This window comes from Brevibacterium sp. (assembly GCF_031179145.1).
GTDB lineage: Bacteria > Actinomycetota > Actinomycetes > Actinomycetales > Brevibacteriaceae > Brevibacterium.
The window spans coordinates 176,966-193,532 of record NZ_JAPSIB010000003.1 but is presented as its reverse complement, the minus strand read 5'-3'; the positions used below and the strand labels follow the sequence as shown (position 1 = coordinate 193,532).

The 16,567-nt window shown below is 66.3% G+C and carries 11 protein-coding genes; 3 read left to right on the top strand and 8 right to left on the bottom strand.

Annotation, left to right across the window (positions count from 1 at the left end):
- Window positions 1-51: 51 nt before the first annotated feature.
- From RIT73_RS04060 to RIT73_RS04025, 8 genes are all read right to left on the bottom strand, one after another.
- The gene (locus RIT73_RS04060; protein WP_309130773.1) at window positions 52-1,767 is read right to left on the bottom strand and encodes a hydantoinase B/oxoprolinase family protein; all 1,716 of its coding nucleotides are present in this window, start codon (window positions 1,765-1,767) and stop codon (window positions 52-54) included.
- Window position 1,768: 1 nt separating this feature from the next.
- A complete protein-coding gene (locus RIT73_RS04055; protein ID WP_309130772.1) occupies window positions 1,769-3,811 on the bottom strand; it encodes a hydantoinase/oxoprolinase family protein in 2,043 nt (680 codons plus the stop codon).
- A gap of 44 nt (window positions 3,812-3,855) precedes the next feature.
- Window positions 3,856-4,197: an antibiotic biosynthesis monooxygenase gene (locus RIT73_RS04050; RefSeq protein ID WP_309130771.1), complete on the bottom strand. Its 342-nt coding sequence runs from the start codon at window positions 4,195-4,197 to the stop codon at window positions 3,856-3,858.
- A 268-nt stretch (window positions 4,198-4,465) separates the two neighbouring features.
- Window positions 4,466-6,067, bottom strand: coding sequence for a helix-turn-helix domain-containing protein (locus RIT73_RS04045; RefSeq protein WP_309130770.1), 1,602 nt, complete (start codon window positions 6,065-6,067; stop codon window positions 4,466-4,468).
- The gene (locus RIT73_RS04040) at window positions 6,064-7,131 is read right to left on the bottom strand and encodes a DUF917 domain-containing protein (RefSeq protein WP_309130769.1); all 1,068 of its coding nucleotides are present in this window, start codon (window positions 7,129-7,131) and stop codon (window positions 6,064-6,066) included. Before RIT73_RS04040 ends, RIT73_RS04045 begins: the two co-directional genes overlap by 4 nt.
- Window positions 7,115-8,602 carry a hypothetical protein gene (locus tag RIT73_RS04035; RefSeq protein WP_309130768.1) on the bottom strand — a complete coding sequence of 496 codons (1,488 nt, stop codon included), beginning with the start codon at window positions 8,600-8,602 and terminating at the stop codon, window positions 7,115-7,117. The genes RIT73_RS04040 and RIT73_RS04035 overlap by 17 nt, the downstream gene beginning before the upstream one ends.
- A 31-nt stretch (window positions 8,603-8,633) precedes the next feature.
- Window positions 8,634-10,337 carry a hydantoinase B/oxoprolinase family protein gene (locus tag RIT73_RS04030; protein WP_309130767.1) on the bottom strand — a complete coding sequence of 568 codons (1,704 nt, stop codon included), beginning with the start codon at window positions 10,335-10,337 and terminating at the stop codon, window positions 8,634-8,636.
- Entirely contained in the window at window positions 10,330-12,384 is a 2,055-nt protein-coding gene (locus RIT73_RS04025; protein WP_309130766.1) for a hydantoinase/oxoprolinase family protein, read from the bottom strand. Before RIT73_RS04025 ends, RIT73_RS04030 begins: the two co-directional genes overlap by 8 nt.
- Before the next feature lie 200 nt (window positions 12,385-12,584).
- Between RIT73_RS04025 and RIT73_RS04020 the strand changes: the two genes are divergently transcribed.
- From RIT73_RS04020 to RIT73_RS04010, 3 genes are all read left to right on the top strand, one after another.
- Window positions 12,585-14,006, top strand: coding sequence for a M17 family metallopeptidase (locus RIT73_RS04020; RefSeq protein WP_309130765.1), 1,422 nt, complete (start codon window positions 12,585-12,587; stop codon window positions 14,004-14,006).
- The gene (locus RIT73_RS04015; RefSeq protein ID WP_309130764.1) at window positions 14,003-15,337 is read left to right on the top strand and encodes an MFS transporter; all 1,335 of its coding nucleotides are present in this window, start codon (window positions 14,003-14,005) and stop codon (window positions 15,335-15,337) included. The genes RIT73_RS04020 and RIT73_RS04015 overlap by 4 nt, the downstream gene beginning before the upstream one ends.
- Before the next feature lie 207 nt (window positions 15,338-15,544).
- Complete coding sequence (locus tag RIT73_RS04010; RefSeq protein WP_309130763.1) at window positions 15,545-16,567, top strand: sugar ABC transporter substrate-binding protein; 1,023 nt, start codon at window positions 15,545-15,547, stop codon at window positions 16,565-16,567.

Genomic DNA, 16,567 nt, shown 5'->3' with positions numbered 1-16,567 from the left:
GCAACTTCCTATCCTGGGGTGTGGTGAACTCATTCTCGCCGAGGCGGCGGTTCAGCTGCGTACTGCTGCTCGCAGCTGAGCGGTCCGCTCCTCGTCGATCTCGAACTCCTCGGTGACAGCGACCCGGTAGTCGCGCTCCGCGGCTTCCCGGGAGACGAAGCCGTTGCGGACGTCCTTGACGATGGCGGCGAAGTCGCGCTTGAGCGGGTCGCCGTATCCTCCGCCGCCGCCCGTGGCGTTGACCAGCACCTCGCCGGCGTCGAGATGGTTGTAGCTTCCGCCCTTCCACTCCTCCTCCGGGGTTCCGGGGTTGAGGATCACCGCGTTGGGTGTGGCCTCCTGACCTCCGGCGATCGCCCAGGGCTTGGTCCGGGTCTTGTAGGCGATCATGATTCCGGTTCCCGGAGCGGTGAATCGGTATCGACGGGAGATGCCGACCCCGCCGCGGTGCTCGCCGGCCCCACAGCTGTCCTCACGATAGCCGTAGTGTTCGAGGAAGAGCGGTGTGCGCATCTCGAACACCTCGATCGGCGTGTTCCGGCACCCGGGTTCCGACAGGTGCATGATCCCGTCCTCGCCGTCGTGGGCAGCGGTGCCGCCGAAGCCGATGGCTTCGTTGCTCCCGTCCTGCCACGGCTCACCGGTCTCCGGATGGGTTCCGAGACCGATGAAGGCGCCGACGTCGCCGCCGGAGCAAGCCGGGATGCGATCCGGCATTCCCTGCGCCAGTGCCTTGAGGATGACCTCGCCGCAGAGGATTCCCGTCCACAGAGTGAACGTGGGCATCGGCGGCAGGGCGTGCATGACCGATCCCGGCTCCGTGATCAGCCGCATCGGCGCGAAGTTCCCGGCGACCACAGGTGAGTCCGGCGTGGTGACGGATTTGAAGACGAGGCTCGCTGCAGCCGTGGTGAGTCCGATCGGGACGTTCACGGGTCCTTTGACGCCCTTCGCGCTGCCGGTCCAGTCGATGATGAACTCATCGTCGGTCACGGTCACGGTGCACTGCAGCCGGACGAGTTCCCCGACGTCGATGCCGTCTTCGTCGACATAGTCCACGGCCGTCCAGGTGCCCTTCGGCAGTTTCGCCAGCGCTGCCCGTGCCAGCTTCTCACCGTGCGCGTTGATCGCGTCCATCGCCTCGACGAGGGTGTCCGCGCCGTACTTCTCGGCAAGCTCCCGGGTCCGCTTGACACCCGTGAAGCAGGCCGAAACCTGGGACTGGATGTCTCCGATCGTCGCGGCGGGACGTCTGCTGTTGAACCGGATGATGTTGAAGACGTCGTCGTTCTGCACACCTCGCCGGTAGAGCTTCGAGACGGGGAGGATCAGACCTTCCTGGGACAGGTCCGTCGAGTCGAGGACGTAGCCCGGGTCCTTCTGGTTGAGGTCGACGACGTGGACGCGACAGGTGACGAAGCCGATCAGTCTCTCCCCATGGTGGACGGGGGCGAAGACGAGCGGGTCGAGGACGTGCGCACTCGACCAGTACGGATAGTTGAGGATGAAGACGTCGTCGGGTTCCATCGCCTCGGGGCCGAGGAACTCGACGGCCTTCTTCAGCCCGAGATCGTTGCCGCGGGTGAACACGGCCACGCCCGGGGTGTCGGCGACGACGTCTCCATTCACATCATGGATGCCGATGCCGTAGTCGTGGATCTCGTAGACGACGGTGTTGTAGGCCGTGCGGCAGAGATTGCGGGCGATCTCCTCGGCTGCGGCCAGCAGTCCGTGGCGGATGATCTCGGTGGTGATCGCGTCGACCATGTCAGGCCTCCTTGCCTTCGGTGTGAATCGAGATGATGAGCTCTCCGTATTCGCCGACGGTGAGTCGGTCGCCGGAGTGGAGCACCGTCGTGGCTGTGTGCTCGGTGACGACGGCGGGGCCGTCGATGGCATCGCCGGCGAGCAGATCCTCTCGGGCGATGAGCGCGTATTCGACTTCGGCATCGCCGGGCAGGGTCACGGTGCGAGTCCGCGTCGGAATGGACTCGCCGTCCCGGCGTCCGATGGTCGGCAGGCTGGGCTTGTCGACGAGTCCGATCGCCGTCACCCGCAGGGTGGTGACCTCGATCGCATCGTCCATCACGTGCCCGTACTGCCTCCGGTGCAGATCCTCGAACTCGGCTCGGATGTGATCCCGAACATCGGCGGATTCGTCGAAGTGGACGGAGACCGTGTGCTCCTGGCCCTGGTACCTCACGTCGTAGGAGCGATGGAAGACCCTCCGGTCGGGCGCGAAGCCCTCGGCTGCCAGAGCCTGCGCGGCCTCGGACTCCATCGCGGCGAAGATGTCCTCGATGATCGTCATGTCCACCGATTCGAGCAGCGACACCTGGGTGCGGGAGTATTCGTGCTGGACGTCGGCCATGAGCATCCCCAACGCTGAGAAGGCGCCCTGGCCCGGCGGAACGACGACCTCGGGGATCCCGAGTTCGCGTGCGACGTCGACGGCGACGAGACCGCCGCCCCCGCCGAACGAGAACAGTGAGAAGTCCTTCGGATCGTGCCCGAGCTCGATGGTGATCGCACGCACGGCACCGGTGATCTTCGTGTTCGAGATCCGGACCATCCCGCGAGCGAGCTCGGTCACCGACATGTCGAGGGTCTCGGCGATGGGGGCCAGTGCCTGTATTGACTTCTCGGCATCGAGGACGAGCTCGCCGCCGAGCGGCGTGTCCGTGCCGAGGTAGCCGATGGCCAAAGCGGCATCAGTGAAAGTCGGCTCGGTTCCACCCCGCCCGTAGGCGGCCGGGCCGGGAACCGCTCCGGCGCTCTTCGGCCCCACCTGCAGGGCACCAGCCTCGTCGAGGTAGCCCAGCGATCCGCCGCCGGCGCCGATGGTGTGGATGTAGAGCGAGGGAGTGTTGATCGGCAGGCCTTCGAACTCGGCTCCGTGATAGTGGACGGGAGCTCCGTCGAGGACAAGGGAGGCGTCGAGGCTGGTTCCTCCCATGTCGATCGTGATCGCATTCTTCCGCCCGATGAGCTTCGCGAACCCTGCCGCCCCGATCACTCCGCCGGCGGGACCGGAGAGGATGAGGTTGACGGGCTGTTCCCGGGCTGCCACCGCGGTCATGGCGCCACCGCCGGAACGGGACATGAGGAACTGGCCATCGAATCCGCGTGCCTCCAACTCCTTCTCGAGTTCCTTGAGATAGCTGCGCATGATCGGTTTGATGTAGGCGTCGAGCACCGTAGTGCTCGTCCGCTCGTACTCGCGGTATTCGCGGGAGAGTTCGTGGGACAGGGTCACCTCGACCTCCGGGGCGACTTCCCTGATGATCTCGCCCATCCGCTGCTCATGCGCAGGATTGGCGTAGGAGTGGAGGAAGGTCACGGCCACCGCCTCGTATCCGCGCTCGCGGATCTCGCGGGCGATGCTCCGAGCGTCCTCCTCGTCGAGTGGTGCGTGGACGCTGCCGTCGGCCTTGCTGCGCTCTGTCACTTCGAAGGTGTCGAAGCGCTCGAGCAAAGCCTCGGGCTTGCGATAGGCCAGATCGTACATCGGAATCCGGTTGGTGCGTCCGAGCAGGTAGACATCGCGGAATCCGCGGGTCGCAATCGTGGCGATCCTCGCTCCCGTGCGGGTGAGAAGCGCGTTGAGGCCCAGCGTGCTGCCGTGGTTGAACATCGTCACCCCTGTCGGATCGACCTCGGCCTTGTCGAAGGAGGCGAGGACACCGGCGGTGGGCTGTGCGGAATCGGTGGGGACCTTCTCGAAGCGGAGCTCGCCGGTTTCGGGGACGAGTTTGACGACATCGGTGAAGGTTCCGCCGACGTCGACGGCGACGCGAACATTGTTCGACATGGTTCTGCTTTCCTTGGGCTGTGGTTTCTGGTTCCGGTTCATGATCATGAACGGGAAGGATCGCCGGTCGAGGAGCCGGACTGGACGCGCTGGTCGATGCGGTAGAGCTTTCCGACACCGACCTCCGCTCCGGCGAGGATCTCCTCGAGCTGCGGGCTGGCGCGATTCCGGTCGGGGTGGTCGAGCCATTCCTGGTAGCCGTCTTCGTCGGGCCAGTCCGCGGTGATGACGACTTCGCCGGAACCGTCTGCGGCGACGGCGATGTCGGAGCTGATCTGACGGGTCTTGTCGAAGGACTCCTGCAGGATTCCTTCGTCCCGGAAGAGCTGCAGCACGGCGTCGACCTGCTCGGGCTGCGCACGGAGGGTGAGAACTGATCGGAACATGATTGCCTAACGTCGTTGTCTCTCGCACCGGCAGGGCCGGTCGCTGGTCAGGATCCGGCGCACGGCCGGCGGACATGGAGATGGGGGACTTGATCCACGTCACATCTGCTGTCCGAGACACTACCGGGGGCCACCTCGGCCACCCTGGGCAGTCTGCACTGGCGTAAAGGACAGAACTGTGCAGTCAGCCGCTGCCGCGAGCGGGCACCGTCGTCAGCCGCTGCCGCGAGCGGGCACCGTCGTCAGCCGCTGTCGCAAGCGGGCACCGTCACGCGCTGTCGCGGTCTGTCCGGCTTTCTTCGCCTTCTGCCGAGGGCGTCGTACCGGATCTGAAGCCACGGGCAGAGAGAAGGCCGGTCAAGATCAGGTGAAGGGACAGGGTCGAATCCGGATCTCCCAGAGGCACCCCGAGTTCCCCGGCCCTCCGAAGTCTGGCATGAAGGGTGTTGCGGTGGACGCCGAGGCGCTGCGCCGCCTTGGAAACCGAACCGCGGCAGTCGAGCAGGGCGACGATCGTCTCGATGATCACGTGAGCCTCGACGTCGGCGAGAAGCTCGGGGAACATCGCCCGAGCGAGTTCGACCGCGAGTTCCCGCGGCAGAGCACCCTGTGCGAGTCCGAGAGGGATCGCCGCGAACTCGAGGACGGGACCCGACCCCTTGCTGCGAGTCCTGTCCGAGCTGCGAGCCAGGCGGGCGGCCAGCCAGGCCTCCTGCACCGCCGCGGCGACTCGCTCGGGGCCCATCCCGGGGTCGGACATCCCGACCCCGAGGTCGAGATCGGCGAACACGGTGAAACCTGCCCGGACTGCGGCGAGCACCGCAGCCTTCCCCTCCTTCGCCCGGACCGGGACGAGCGCCAACCATCCCGAGTCGATCCGAGCCAGCGGAACGTCGGGGAACGTCGCATGCCACACCTGGTGGACGGCGGATGAGTCCCGTTCCTCGGCGAGCACGCAGACGGAGACGAACGATCCGGTGAGCGGCCAGCGACCGGCCGCTTCCGACGCATTCCACGAGACCTCACCGATGAGGTCGAAGCGCGATGAACCCGTCAGTGCCGCGATCGTCAATGAGGGCAACGACGAGGTGAGTGAGGACAGCCGGAACTCCGCCGTCAGTGCCCGCACGCTCGGTGCCACGGCCTCCAGGACGCGCCCGGCATATTCCCGCTCGTCGGGGGAGACGAAGATCCTGAGCACATCCGAATCCATCTTCCCGCCCGTGACCTCGGCCGACACTTCGACGAGACCATCGATGGCCTCCCCGTCGATCACCCCCTCGGACATCTGGTCATTCGAGATGTCGAGTTCGACCTCGTCAGCGGTGACGGAGAAGACGATCGATCCCGCGGTTTCGACCCGCACCCGCCGTCCGCCGACCTCCGTGGAGACGAGGCCGAGGAGCTCCCGCAGGCCGTTCGCCCGCGCAGCCGCAGAGGTGAACTGCTGCAGCCGGGCGACCTGACCCGACCGAGTGAGTCCGATTCGCAGAGCGAGATCGAGCGCGGTCCGGGTGGCGTCGTATTCGGTCGACAACAGGGAGACGCCGAGGCGCTCGGCCAATCGCACCGCCGTCTTCGTCACCGAGCTGTGCGGGACCACGAGCCCGGCGGCGCGACGTTCCCAGGCATAGCGCAGTCCCGCCGAAACCATCCAGTCGCCCTGCGAAGCCGTGTCAGAGAGGACGACGAGGGTGTCGGGCCCGACTCCGATGATCTCTTCGATGTCGGAGATCAGGGCCAGATCCCTGATCACGCCCCCCACAGGCGCGAGATGATGGACCTGGGTGAGCTCGGCCGCATACGCAGAGACGAAGTCCGCCAGTCTGACCTCTCCCGCTCCCGGGCTCCGACGTGTGTCCTTGGTCATCGGGTCTCCTCCATCATCGCCAGCGAGGGCCGGCGTCCCAGCTTCCTTCCAGCGGGTGTGTACCAGGCACTCGCTGCCCGGAGGACACAGATGTCGAGGACATTCCCCGTCCACAGGTCGTCGAGAGAGGCCACACTGCAGTCCGCAGGACGCAGAAGCGTGATGATATCGGGCGAAACCGCCCTGACCGCGCCGTCGGAGAGCATCATGAGGATCTCGCTCTGCACCTCCAGCTGGATGATCTGCCCGCCCGCCTCCTCTTCGAGGACGACGCTGGCAGGGATCCCGACTCTGCTCGGCGCCCACGGTCGGGCCACCCAGGAGTCCTCGCTCACGCGAGCCCGCACGATCTGCCGGACTCCGCAGGACCGCCGCAGCTCACTGTGCTTGTGGTCCGTACCCCGCGACGATTCGAGGACCCGTCCGATCGCGATGAGATTCGACAGACTTCCGAGGATCCCGGCGGAGCCCAAGGCATCTGCCGTCATCGGATAGCTCGCGGTCGCCGCCCAACCGCCGAACTCCTCGGCCAGGGCCCGCAGCAGCCGCTCTCCGCGCGCAGGCTCGTCCACTCGCAGAAGCGCGGACTCGCCGAGCGCGCTCACCGCCGCGATCGGACCGATCGGCAGGGAGTTGAGGGCGAAGACTGTCTGGGACACGAGAGGGAAGATCCGTCCCATCGGATCGGCGTCGATGACGGGGATTCCGCACTGCATCCCGGCGAGGAACGGCACGACGGCGTTGGCGCTGCCCGCCGCAAGAGGAATCAGACCGGCGACTTCACGACCGTGGGCTTCGGCGATGAGCTCGATCGCTGCGATGAATTCGTCGCCGACGGGCCTTAGCTCGGACAGGGAGAGCCCGTTGTTGACGAAGCCGACGCAGACGACGAGCGCGTCCGGATCGAGATCCGTGACCTGTTTGAGTTCGGGTCGCAGCCCGGTCATGTCCATGTGGGCGAGCACCCGCCTCATCCCGTCCTCTGTCCATTCGGGTTCCGCGGCGCACGCATTGAACAGCGCTCCGGCGCTGAGATTCCTCACATCCTCAGAGTCGAGGTACATGGTCGCTCCTCCTGCCCTCACGTGAGGATGTGCGCCCCGGAGGCCGGGCGGGCACGAGGTCGACCACGGACTCCCTGTCGAGGGCGATGGGGTCGAGGGAGACTCCCCGGACTCGAACCGTCACTGTGCTCGAGTTGTCATAGCTGCTGGCCTCCACCCCGGACTCGAGCAGGTCGATCCGGCGGTCGTGCGCTCCGAATGACACCAGCCGGGCGCGGACCCGAGACTCGAGGGCGATGATCGACGCATTGACCTCGCCTTCGGTCGTGCCGGGGACCACCCGATGTGCCCAGTCCGCAAGGGGCGTGACGACCGCACCGAGGGCGCACAGACTCAGCGCCGTCCGCAGCACCGGGCGATCAGGCTCGGCTTCGTCGTCTCCGAGTTCGGTCTCCTCGACGATCACCGCAGCGGCGGGAAGGCCGTGGCCCTCCGGCGAGATCTCGACGAGGTTGGCCACCTGGGTTGCCAGCGCCGCCCCGGAACTCGTCCGGAACTGGGGGAACACCGCCGGACAGGTCCGCACGAACTGGCCCATGAAGGTGCCTTCGCCGCGCCGGACGGCCACGAACCCTTCCCGGCACGCGGCCAGGGCGGCCGCTCCGACGAGAGCGCTGCTCGCCTCGGCGAACAGGGAGTGCACCGGCATCACCGCCAGCCGGGCCAAAGGGTGGCACCCGCCCTCGTTCGTCGTCACGTAGAGACGAGCGCCCGGCACCGCCCGGCCGAGCACCGGATGCAGAGCGCCCACGATCTCCTCGGCGCTGTCGATGAGGGAGCTGTTGACCGCGGCAGTGCGCTCGCGCACCGCCACCGAACTGCTGTGGAACGAGTGCGAGTACTCGACGCTTCCTGGGTGAGCATGATCGAGGAGAATCTGTCCGGCCCGCACTTCGTGAGATTCGTTGATCGGCGATCCGACCGCCGTGATCACGTACCGACTGCCGCGCGGAGCCTGGGAGCACCACCGGACCAGCGCCTCGGCGTCCAATGGCACGAGCTCCTCACCGGAATTGGAGTGGCCGCCGGCGATGTGGACGATGTCGACGTCCTCCCCATCCACCGCCTCGGCGGGGTGCTCATGGACGATGTCGACAGGTGCCCGCGGAGCGATTCGCACGAAGGTCGTCCTCCCTGCCGCCTTCCGCCGGAGAACCGCACCGACATCGAAAGTCACCGAGGTGACCGCCTCGTCGTGACGCTCGAGGTCGAGCAGCTGCTCGAGGGCTTGGGCGAATCCGCCGATGCCTGCTTCGTCCGCGAGGGGAACGACGTGGGAGGCGATGGCTCCATCGTCTCGCACAGTGACGGCACGGATCTCGGTGCTGTGCACGCACACCCCGATTCGCATATCTGACCTCGCCGTCGTCTCGAGAGCTGGGCGCCGCGTGATGTCGCCGGACCGCTGCCCCACCACTGGTCGAGCATCGGCTCCGATCACCGGGTCGACCCGTAGGCGATGATAGTTCATCCCTCCCTAATCGACCCTGTGAACAGGGAACTCAGCCCTCGTAGCCATAGTGGCGGCGAGCATGGTCGACGGAGACATAGCCGTTCTCGACGTCGGAGGCGACAGCCTGCGGATCCCGGTCCGCGACGTTCCCGTAGCCTCCGCCTCCGCTGGCGGTCAACCTGATCACGTCGCCGGCCTTCATCGGCCGCGCATTGGCCTTGAGCAGACGCTCCTCGTCGTCCCGGCCCGGGTTGATGATGACCTCGGGGCCCCTGCCTGTCTCGCCACCGAAGAGTCCCCACGGCTTGGTCCGCGACCGTTCGAACCACAGTCCGACGGCGCAGTCGGCGAGGAACTCGTATTCCCGCGTCGCCCCGTTGCCGCCGCGCCACCTGCCCGGCGCTCCGGTGTCCTTCTCGATCCGGTAGGCGGTGATCCGGAAGGGGTACTTCGTCTCGACCATTTCGATCGGCAGGTCCTTGATCGACCCGTTGACACTGTTGATGAGGGCCGATTCGCCGTCTGATCCGTCCCAGCCTCCCCAGCCGCCCAAGGTCGCCTCCATGGTCACCCAGTCACGACCGGTGCGGGGATCCGTGCCGGCGGTGTTGATGATCATCGAGTCGCCGTGTGAGGCGGCGACCACACGGTCCGGCAGGGCAGGGGCGAGCGCCTTCGACACCAGGTCGATGAGCAGGCCGAGGTGGGAGAAGTACCACTGGCAGGCCGCCGGTGCCACCGCGCCCAGGACCGAACCCTCGCGGACCTGCGTGCTCAGCGGCCGGAAGGATCCTCCGTTCGAGTTCGTCTCGGGGCTGATGAGCAGCTTGTACCCGACCCGCAGCGCCGAGACGGCCTGAGCCACACCGCAGTTCACCGGTCCCCGGGTCTGATCGGCGGATCCCGTGACGTCGAAGTCGATGGTGTCGCCGCTGACGGTGACCTTGAGCGTGATCGGGATCGGGGTGTCGAGGTCGATCCCGTCATTGTCGAGTACGCCTTCGGCCTCGTAGACCCCATCGGGGATGTCCGCCACGGTCTTGCGCTCGAGCGCCTCGGTCTGCCGGAAGATCTCGTCCCGGGCGGCTTCGATCGTCGCGATCCCATAGCGGGCGACGAGCTCCTGCATCCGGATCGTCCCCATCCGCAGCGCCGCGATCATCGCATTCATGTCGCCGATCGTCTGATAGGGAAATCGCACGTTCGTCGAGATGATGTCCACGATGAAGGTCTCTCTGCCCGCTTCGTGAAGTTTGACGGGCCCCATCCGCAGGCCCTCCTGGAAGATGTCCACGGAGTCCATCGACCCGCCCACGTCCTTCGACCCCATATCCATCCAGTGGGCGCGGGTCGCTGAGAATCCGACGTGGGTGCCGTCGACGAAGACCGGGGCGAAGATCGTCACATCGTTGAGGTGGGTCCCGCCGAGGTAGGAGTCGTTGAGGATCCAGACATCGTCGGGCTGCCAGACTTCACTGCCGTACTTCTCCTCGACGGCCTTCGAACAGGTTTCGAGGTTCCCGAGGAACAGGGGCAGACCAGCGGACTGGCCGAGCACCTGGTGATCCGTGTCGAGGAGGGCCACGACGCAGTCCCCTCCCTCATAGAGGATCGGCGAGTAGGCGGAGCGGATGAGCGTCGCGTTCATGTCGTTGGCCGCACTGGTCAGGGCGTTGCGGATGATTTCGACGGTGACCGGATCGGCCCGGTGCACGGGTGGTTCGGCATGATCGAGCAGAGTCATGTCAGTCATTCCCTTCGACTTCGAGATTACGGATGATGAGTGCGCCCTGGTCGTCCACCCGGACCGAGAATCCCGGCGGAACCACGGTCGTCGCTGTGTCCTCGAGCACGATGGCGGGTCCGGCGAAGGTGTGACCGGACCGGAGATCGTCTCGCTCGACGATCATCGTGTCCCTGGGCTCCCGATCGAAGACGACGGGCTTCGTCCGGTGCGGGAAGTCTGCACCCTCGGCGGGTTCGCTGCGTCGTTCCTCAGCGCTCTCGAGGACTCCGGTCACCCGGGTCCGCAGAGTGACGATCTCGATCGGGGCACCGAGGTTGGCGTGACCGTAGCGATCTTCGTACTGGCGGGCGAAGCGCTCGGCCAGACGCCGCCCGAAGTCCGGGTCGAGCGGTTCGTCCGCCGAGGTCAGCGGCACGGTGAGGAAGAACTCTTGGAGCTGATAGCGGACGTCAACGGAGTGCTGGGCATGTCGTTTGTCCTCGGGCACGCCCTCCTCGGCGAGCGAGGCGAGCGCCTCGGCCTCGATCCCACGCAGGGTCCGGGACATGTCCGCAGGGTCGATGTCCTCGTCGAGGTGGAAGTACGGCTGGGTGAAGTCCTTGCGGACATCGCCCTGGAGCATGCCCCAGGCAGAGAATGCCCCGGGGAAGCGCGGGACGACGGTCTCCGGGATGCCGAGCTCCTTGGCGAGGAAGACCGCGTGCATCGGGCCGGCGCCGCCGAAGGCGACGAGAGTGAAGTCGCGGGGTTCGATCCCGCGCGAGATCGTGATCGTCCGGATCGCCTGCGCCATCTGGGTGTTCGCGACATCGCAGATCCCCTCGGCGATGTCGACCGGACCGAGTCCCAGCGGTTCACCGACGGTCGCGAGGGCCGTCCTCGCCGCCTCGATGTCGAGGGACATGTGCCCGGCCGCGAAGCCCTCCGCAGACACCCGGCCGAGTGCGAGGTTGGCATCCGTGACGGTCGGCTCCGTCCCGTCGCGCCCATAGCAGGCGGGCCCCGGACTGGCGCCGGCTGAGCGCGGCCCCACACGGAGTCCTCCCGCTTCGATCCAGGCCACGGAGCCTCCGCCGGCGCCGATCGTGTGGATGTTGACGACGCTCATCAGCATCGGCTGGCCTTCGAGCACCGCCTCGGTGGAAACATCCGGCACTCCGTCGATGACCAGGGACACGTCGAACGACGTCCCACCCATGTCGACGCCGATGAGGTTGCCCGACTCGAGCGACTCGGCCAGCTTCGCCCCGCCGATCGCTCCACCCACCGGTCCGGAGAAGAGGGTCTGCAGAGGGTGTTCGCGTGCCGAGGCGGCGGTGAGGATGCCCCCTGAGGACTGCATGATGTGCAGCGGCGCCTCGACCCCGCGGGTGCTCAGCTCATCCTCGAGGTTGCGCAGGTAGTCCCTGACCACAGGGCCGGTATAGGCTTCAACGACGGCCGAGGAGGTGCGTTCGTACTCTCGCCATTCCTTCGCCGACTCGTGGGACAGGGCCACCGTGAAATCGGAGCCGAGTTCCTCGCGCAGGATCTCCCGGGTCCGCCGTTCGTGGTCCGGGTTCTTGTAGCTGAAGAGGTACGCCACGGCCACGGCACCGTAGCCGCCGTCGCGCACCCGACGGGCAGCGTCCCGGACGGCCTCCTCGTCGAGGGGAACGAGTTCGGACCCGTCATAGGCAAGGCGCCCCCGGATCCCGACGACGTCCTTGCGTTCGATGAGCGGTTCCGGTTTCCGGTATTGGGCATTGTAGAGTTCGAGCCGTGGTCCGCGGGCGATGTGGTAGCTGTCCTCGACGCCGTCGGTGGCGAGCAGCAGGACGCCGACGCCTCGGCGTTCGAGGAACGCGTTGAGGCCCTGTGTGGTCCCATGGACGGTGAAGTCGATGTCGGAGAGGTCATCGATGACGGAATCGAGTCCGGAGATCACGCCCCGGCTCAGCTCTCCCGGCGTGGTCGAGGATTTCGTCGCGCGGTACCTCTTCGCCTGGTTGTCGTAAGTGACGATATCGGTGAAAGTGCCACCGATGTCCATGGACACTTTGTACGAACTCACAAGTGGCCTCCTTTGGCAGTCTCGGATCGTTGCGGTCAACCTACAGACAGCCGCCGTCGAAAATTTGGGCAGATCGCCTATTCGTCCCTCTGACAATGTGCAGATCGCAACCCATTGTGATCTCAGCCACTGGTAGCTTCTCTCTCGTCCGAGGTCGCCGATGTGGCCGACCGCTTGAGACTCCCGAGAGGAGCAGAACGATGCCGTTCCTGGATGTGCGCGACCGAGCCGAACACCCTCGGCTGGTCATCGGCGCCGATGAGATATGGGATGGGTCGCTGATCGCGTCCGATTCTCCGCGCATCCTCCGGCTCTCACCGTTCCCCTCCTCAGGGGCAGCCTCATCGCTGATCGACTGGGGACGCGACCTCGGCCACCTCCTCACAGCCGTCGGGGAGTCCTCCGTGCTCCTCGGACTCGATCCGATCGAGTCGCGCGATCTGCGTCCTCTGCTTGCGGGAATCCTCGACGGCATCGGAGGTCTCGAACCTCTGGGAACGATCGACATCGTCCTCGGCACCGGGACCGGGCTCACCCCCGCCGAGGTGACGAGCGCCATCGAGATCGAGCTCGCTCTGCGCCGGGGAACGGAGATCGCCCGCGAACTCACCAACGCCCGCGCCAATCAGCTCGGACCCGCGGAGTTCGCCCGGCGCGCCGAGGAACTCGCCGCCGAACATGGACTCGGCATCCGGGTGTGGGACGCCCCTGAACTCGAGGAAGGCGGCTTCGGCGGAATCATCGCCATCGGCCAGGGCTCGAAGAGACCCCCTGCACTGGTCGAGCTCTGGCTGCCGGGCGGCTCGGAGGCTGCCAACACTTCGGACGCTGCCGACACCTCGGCGAAAAGCGCCGGGACAGCCGCACCGCCCACGGGGGCCCTGGCCTTCGCCGGCAAGGGAATCACCTTCGACACGGGCGGCCACTCACTGAAGTCCCCTGACGCGATGTATTCGATGCACACCGACTGCGCCGGAGCGGCAGCGGTGCTCGGGGGCCTGGTGGCATTGGCCATGACCGGTTCCCCCTGCCCCATCCATGCCGTACTTCCCCTCGCGGAGAACGTTCCGGGTCCGGAATCCGTGCTGCCGGGTGACGTCGTGACGATGCGCAGCGGGGCCGGCCTCGAGATCGTCGACACGGACTTCGAAGGACGCGTCGTGCTCGCCGACGCCCTCGCCCTCATCGGCGAACACGAACCCGCCGCAGTCGTCACTCTCGCCACCCTGACCTACCAGGCGATGGTCGCCCTGGGTCCGGAGATCGCCGCCGTGCTCGCCCGCGACGACGAACTCGGAAACCGGCTCCTCACCACCTCGGCGACGACCGGGGAGGAGATGTGGCGGCTGCCCTGGGCCCAGCGGTACGCGGACCAGATCCGGTCCGACGCACCCGGTGCCACTCTGCGCAATCATCCGCGGACCGACACCGGACGCGCCATCACCGCTGCCCTGCTGCTCGGGGAGTTCGTCGCGGACACGGTCCCCTTCGCTCACATCGACTTCGCAGGACCCGCGGTCAGAACCGTCAGGGGCGGACCTGAGGCGACGGGGTGGGGCGTACGCACCGTCCACGAACTCGCCACCGATTTCACCGACTCGAGAAACAGGAGAGACCGATGAGTCAATCACACTCGGACACGATGAGGAATCAGCAGACCATGACGGTCGGCGAAGCATTCAGCGAGATGAAGCTCGAACGCTCGCACATCCTCGTCGGCTCCGTCCTCTTCATCACCTTCGTCATCGACGCCTGGGAACAGGTGGGACTGGTCTACGTCAGCCACCTCCTCTCCGAGGACTTCGGAGTCGGAATGGCCCAAGTGGGCACGGCCCTGGGAGCAGTGGCCCTCGGCATGGTCCCGGGCACCATCATGTGGGCGGCCCTGATCGAGAAGATGGGCAAGAAGAACGTCGCGATCATCAGCCTCCTCCTGTACGGAGTGGTCGCCACGGTCGCCGCCCTGGCCGCGAACTTCACCTTCTTCGTGGCGCTGAGGTTCGTCTCCGGCATCGCCTTCGCCGGAGTCTATGCGATCACCGTTCCCTACTTCATGGAGCTGCTGCCCACCAAGCGGCGCGGTCAGGCGACTGTCGCCCTGTCGATGGGCTTCCCCATCGGCGTGCTCATGTGCATCGGCACCAGCGCGCTCTTCGGTGAGATCAGCTGGAGGGTCGTCGCCATCATCGCCGCCTTCGCGGCTGTCTGGGCGTTCGCGATCTGGAAGTTCGTCCCCGAATCGCCGTACTGGCTCGTCAAGCGGGGACGGACGGGGGAGGCGAAGGCCGTCATCCGCGACTTCGGGCTCGATCTCGGACCTGACTGCGATCTCACCCTCGATCCCGAGACGGGTGAGAACCACCTCGTCGCCTCGATCAAGAAGGTGCGCACCCTGCCGCTGATGACGCTCATCATCTTCATCTCCTTCACCTACAACTGGGCCTACTGGGGACTGCAGGCCTGGCTGCCCGTGCTGCTGCAGGACAAGGGCCTGAGCATCTCGACCTCTCTCGGCTTCGTCGCCATCAGCCAGGTCGTCGCCATCCCCGGCTACCTGCTGGCGGCATGGGCGACCCGCCGCTACGGGCGCCGCTGGGTCTTCGTGATCTTCGCGCTCTGCGCCAGCATCGGCGGGCTGATCTTCGGCAATGCCTCCGACACCTTCCAGCTCTACCTCGGCAACTTCATGTTCGCCTTCTTCATCCTGGGATCGTGGGGAATCTGGAACACCTGGCGCGGTGAGGCCATGCCGACGAAGATCCGCGGCGCCGGCTACTCACTGTCGAACGCCTCGCTGCTGGCGGCCCAAGCCGTCTCCGTCCCGGTCGTCGGCTGGATGATGGACCAGGGCATGGGGGCCGCCGCCGTCGTGGGATCGATCGCCGTCTTCATGGTCGTCGCCGTCATCGGCACCTTCGGCATCCCGGAGACGGAGGGCAGAGCTCTGCGCTGAGAAGACTCGCCGCCGACCGAACCTGCCGGCAGTTTCCACGATCCGCAGCTCCACGACCCACAGCTCCTGCGGCGTCGACACAGATGCCGGCTCCGCAGGGCCTCCGTCCCACGCCGAGGTGAACGCAGTACCGCGCAACTCGGCTTGCACCACCGACCTAAGTCCTCGGATCCACCGACGACGGGTCCGAACAGAAGGATGAATGCAATGAAGCATGTCACCAAGACCATCGCCGTCCTCGGCACCATGGCGTTGACCGCCGGCCTCAGCGCCTGCAGCTCCTCCACAGCCGGCGACGATTCGCTCTCACTCGTGTTCCTCGCGTCCTCGTCGCAGAACGGCTACAACCAAGCCGTGTACGAAGGCATCGAAGGACGTGCGGCCGAACTGTCCGAGGAGCTCGGGGTCGAGATCTCCACCGAGATCCAGGACGGACAGTTCGACGCGAACACCCAACTGTCCCAGATGCAGAACGCGGGGACGAACGGCCAGTTCGACTCCATCATCGTCCAACCGCATGACGGACCCGGGCTGGGCGCCGCCTTCCCCCTGGGACAGGACGTCCCGGTCGTCGCCGTGCTCAACCCGATCGGCCCCGACATCAACAAGATGGAGCCCCAGGTCGAAGGCGTGGTCTCAACAGTCGCGTCCCCGCCGAAGAACAGCGCGAAGCTGCAGGCCGAAACGGTGGTCGACTACTGCGCCGACATCGATCCGTGCAAGATCGGCCTCCTGGCCGGCCTGCTCAACTCACCCCTGGACATCGAGCGGGTCAAGGTCTGGAAGGAGGTGCTCGGCGAGCATGACAACATCGAGATCGTTGCCACCCTCGAAGGCGGCTACGACCGCGACAAGTCGCTGACCGCGGTCGCCAATCTCCTGCAGGGGAACAAGGACATCAACGGCATCCTCAGCATCGCCGATCAGCAGACCATGGGAGCGCAGATCGCCCTGGAGAATGCCGGCATCGAACCGTCAAGCATCTTCCTCAACGGAGGCGGCGGCACCACCGAGGCCATCAAAGCCGTCCGTGAGGGAAAGTGGACCAACGATCTCATGAGCTTCCCCGTCACGATGGGCGAAAGAGCCGTGGAGCAGGCGGTCAATGCGGTGCGGGACGAACCCGTTGAGACCGTCATCGACTCCGACACGCTCCTCGACATCGGGCCCATCGCCACCAAGGAAGACCTCGAGGCGAATCCCGACTTCACCGGTCAGTGGAATGGCTGA

Excerpts from the sequence above, each read along its gene's own strand:
- RIT73_RS04010 (WP_309130763.1), top strand. The coding sequence starts at position 15,545 with ATGAAGCATGTCACCAAGACCATCGCCGTCCTCGGCACCATGGCGTTG.
- RIT73_RS04040 (WP_309130769.1), bottom strand. The coding sequence starts at position 7,131 with ATGTACCTCGACTCTGAGGATGTGAGGAATCTCAGCGCCGGAGCGCTG.
- RIT73_RS04015 (WP_309130764.1), top strand. The coding sequence starts at position 14,003 with ATGAGTCAATCACACTCGGACACGATGAGGAATCAGCAGACCATGACG.
- RIT73_RS04060 (WP_309130773.1), bottom strand. The coding sequence starts at position 1,767 with ATGGTCGACGCGATCACCACCGAGATCATCCGCCACGGACTGCTGGCC.
- RIT73_RS04020 (WP_309130765.1), top strand. The coding sequence starts at position 12,585 with ATGCCGTTCCTGGATGTGCGCGACCGAGCCGAACACCCTCGGCTGGTC.
- RIT73_RS04055 (WP_309130772.1), bottom strand. The coding sequence starts at position 3,811 with ATGTCGAACAATGTTCGCGTCGCCGTCGACGTCGGCGGAACCTTCACC.
- RIT73_RS04030 (WP_309130767.1), bottom strand. The coding sequence starts at position 10,337 with ATGACTGACATGACTCTGCTCGATCATGCCGAACCACCCGTGCACCGG.
- RIT73_RS04045 (WP_309130770.1), bottom strand. The coding sequence starts at position 6,067 with ATGACCAAGGACACACGTCGGAGCCCGGGAGCGGGAGAGGTCAGACTG.
- RIT73_RS04035 (WP_309130768.1), bottom strand. The coding sequence starts at position 8,602 with ATGAACTATCATCGCCTACGGGTCGACCCGGTGATCGGAGCCGATGCT.
- RIT73_RS04050 (WP_309130771.1), bottom strand. The coding sequence starts at position 4,197 with ATGTTCCGATCAGTTCTCACCCTCCGTGCGCAGCCCGAGCAGGTCGAC.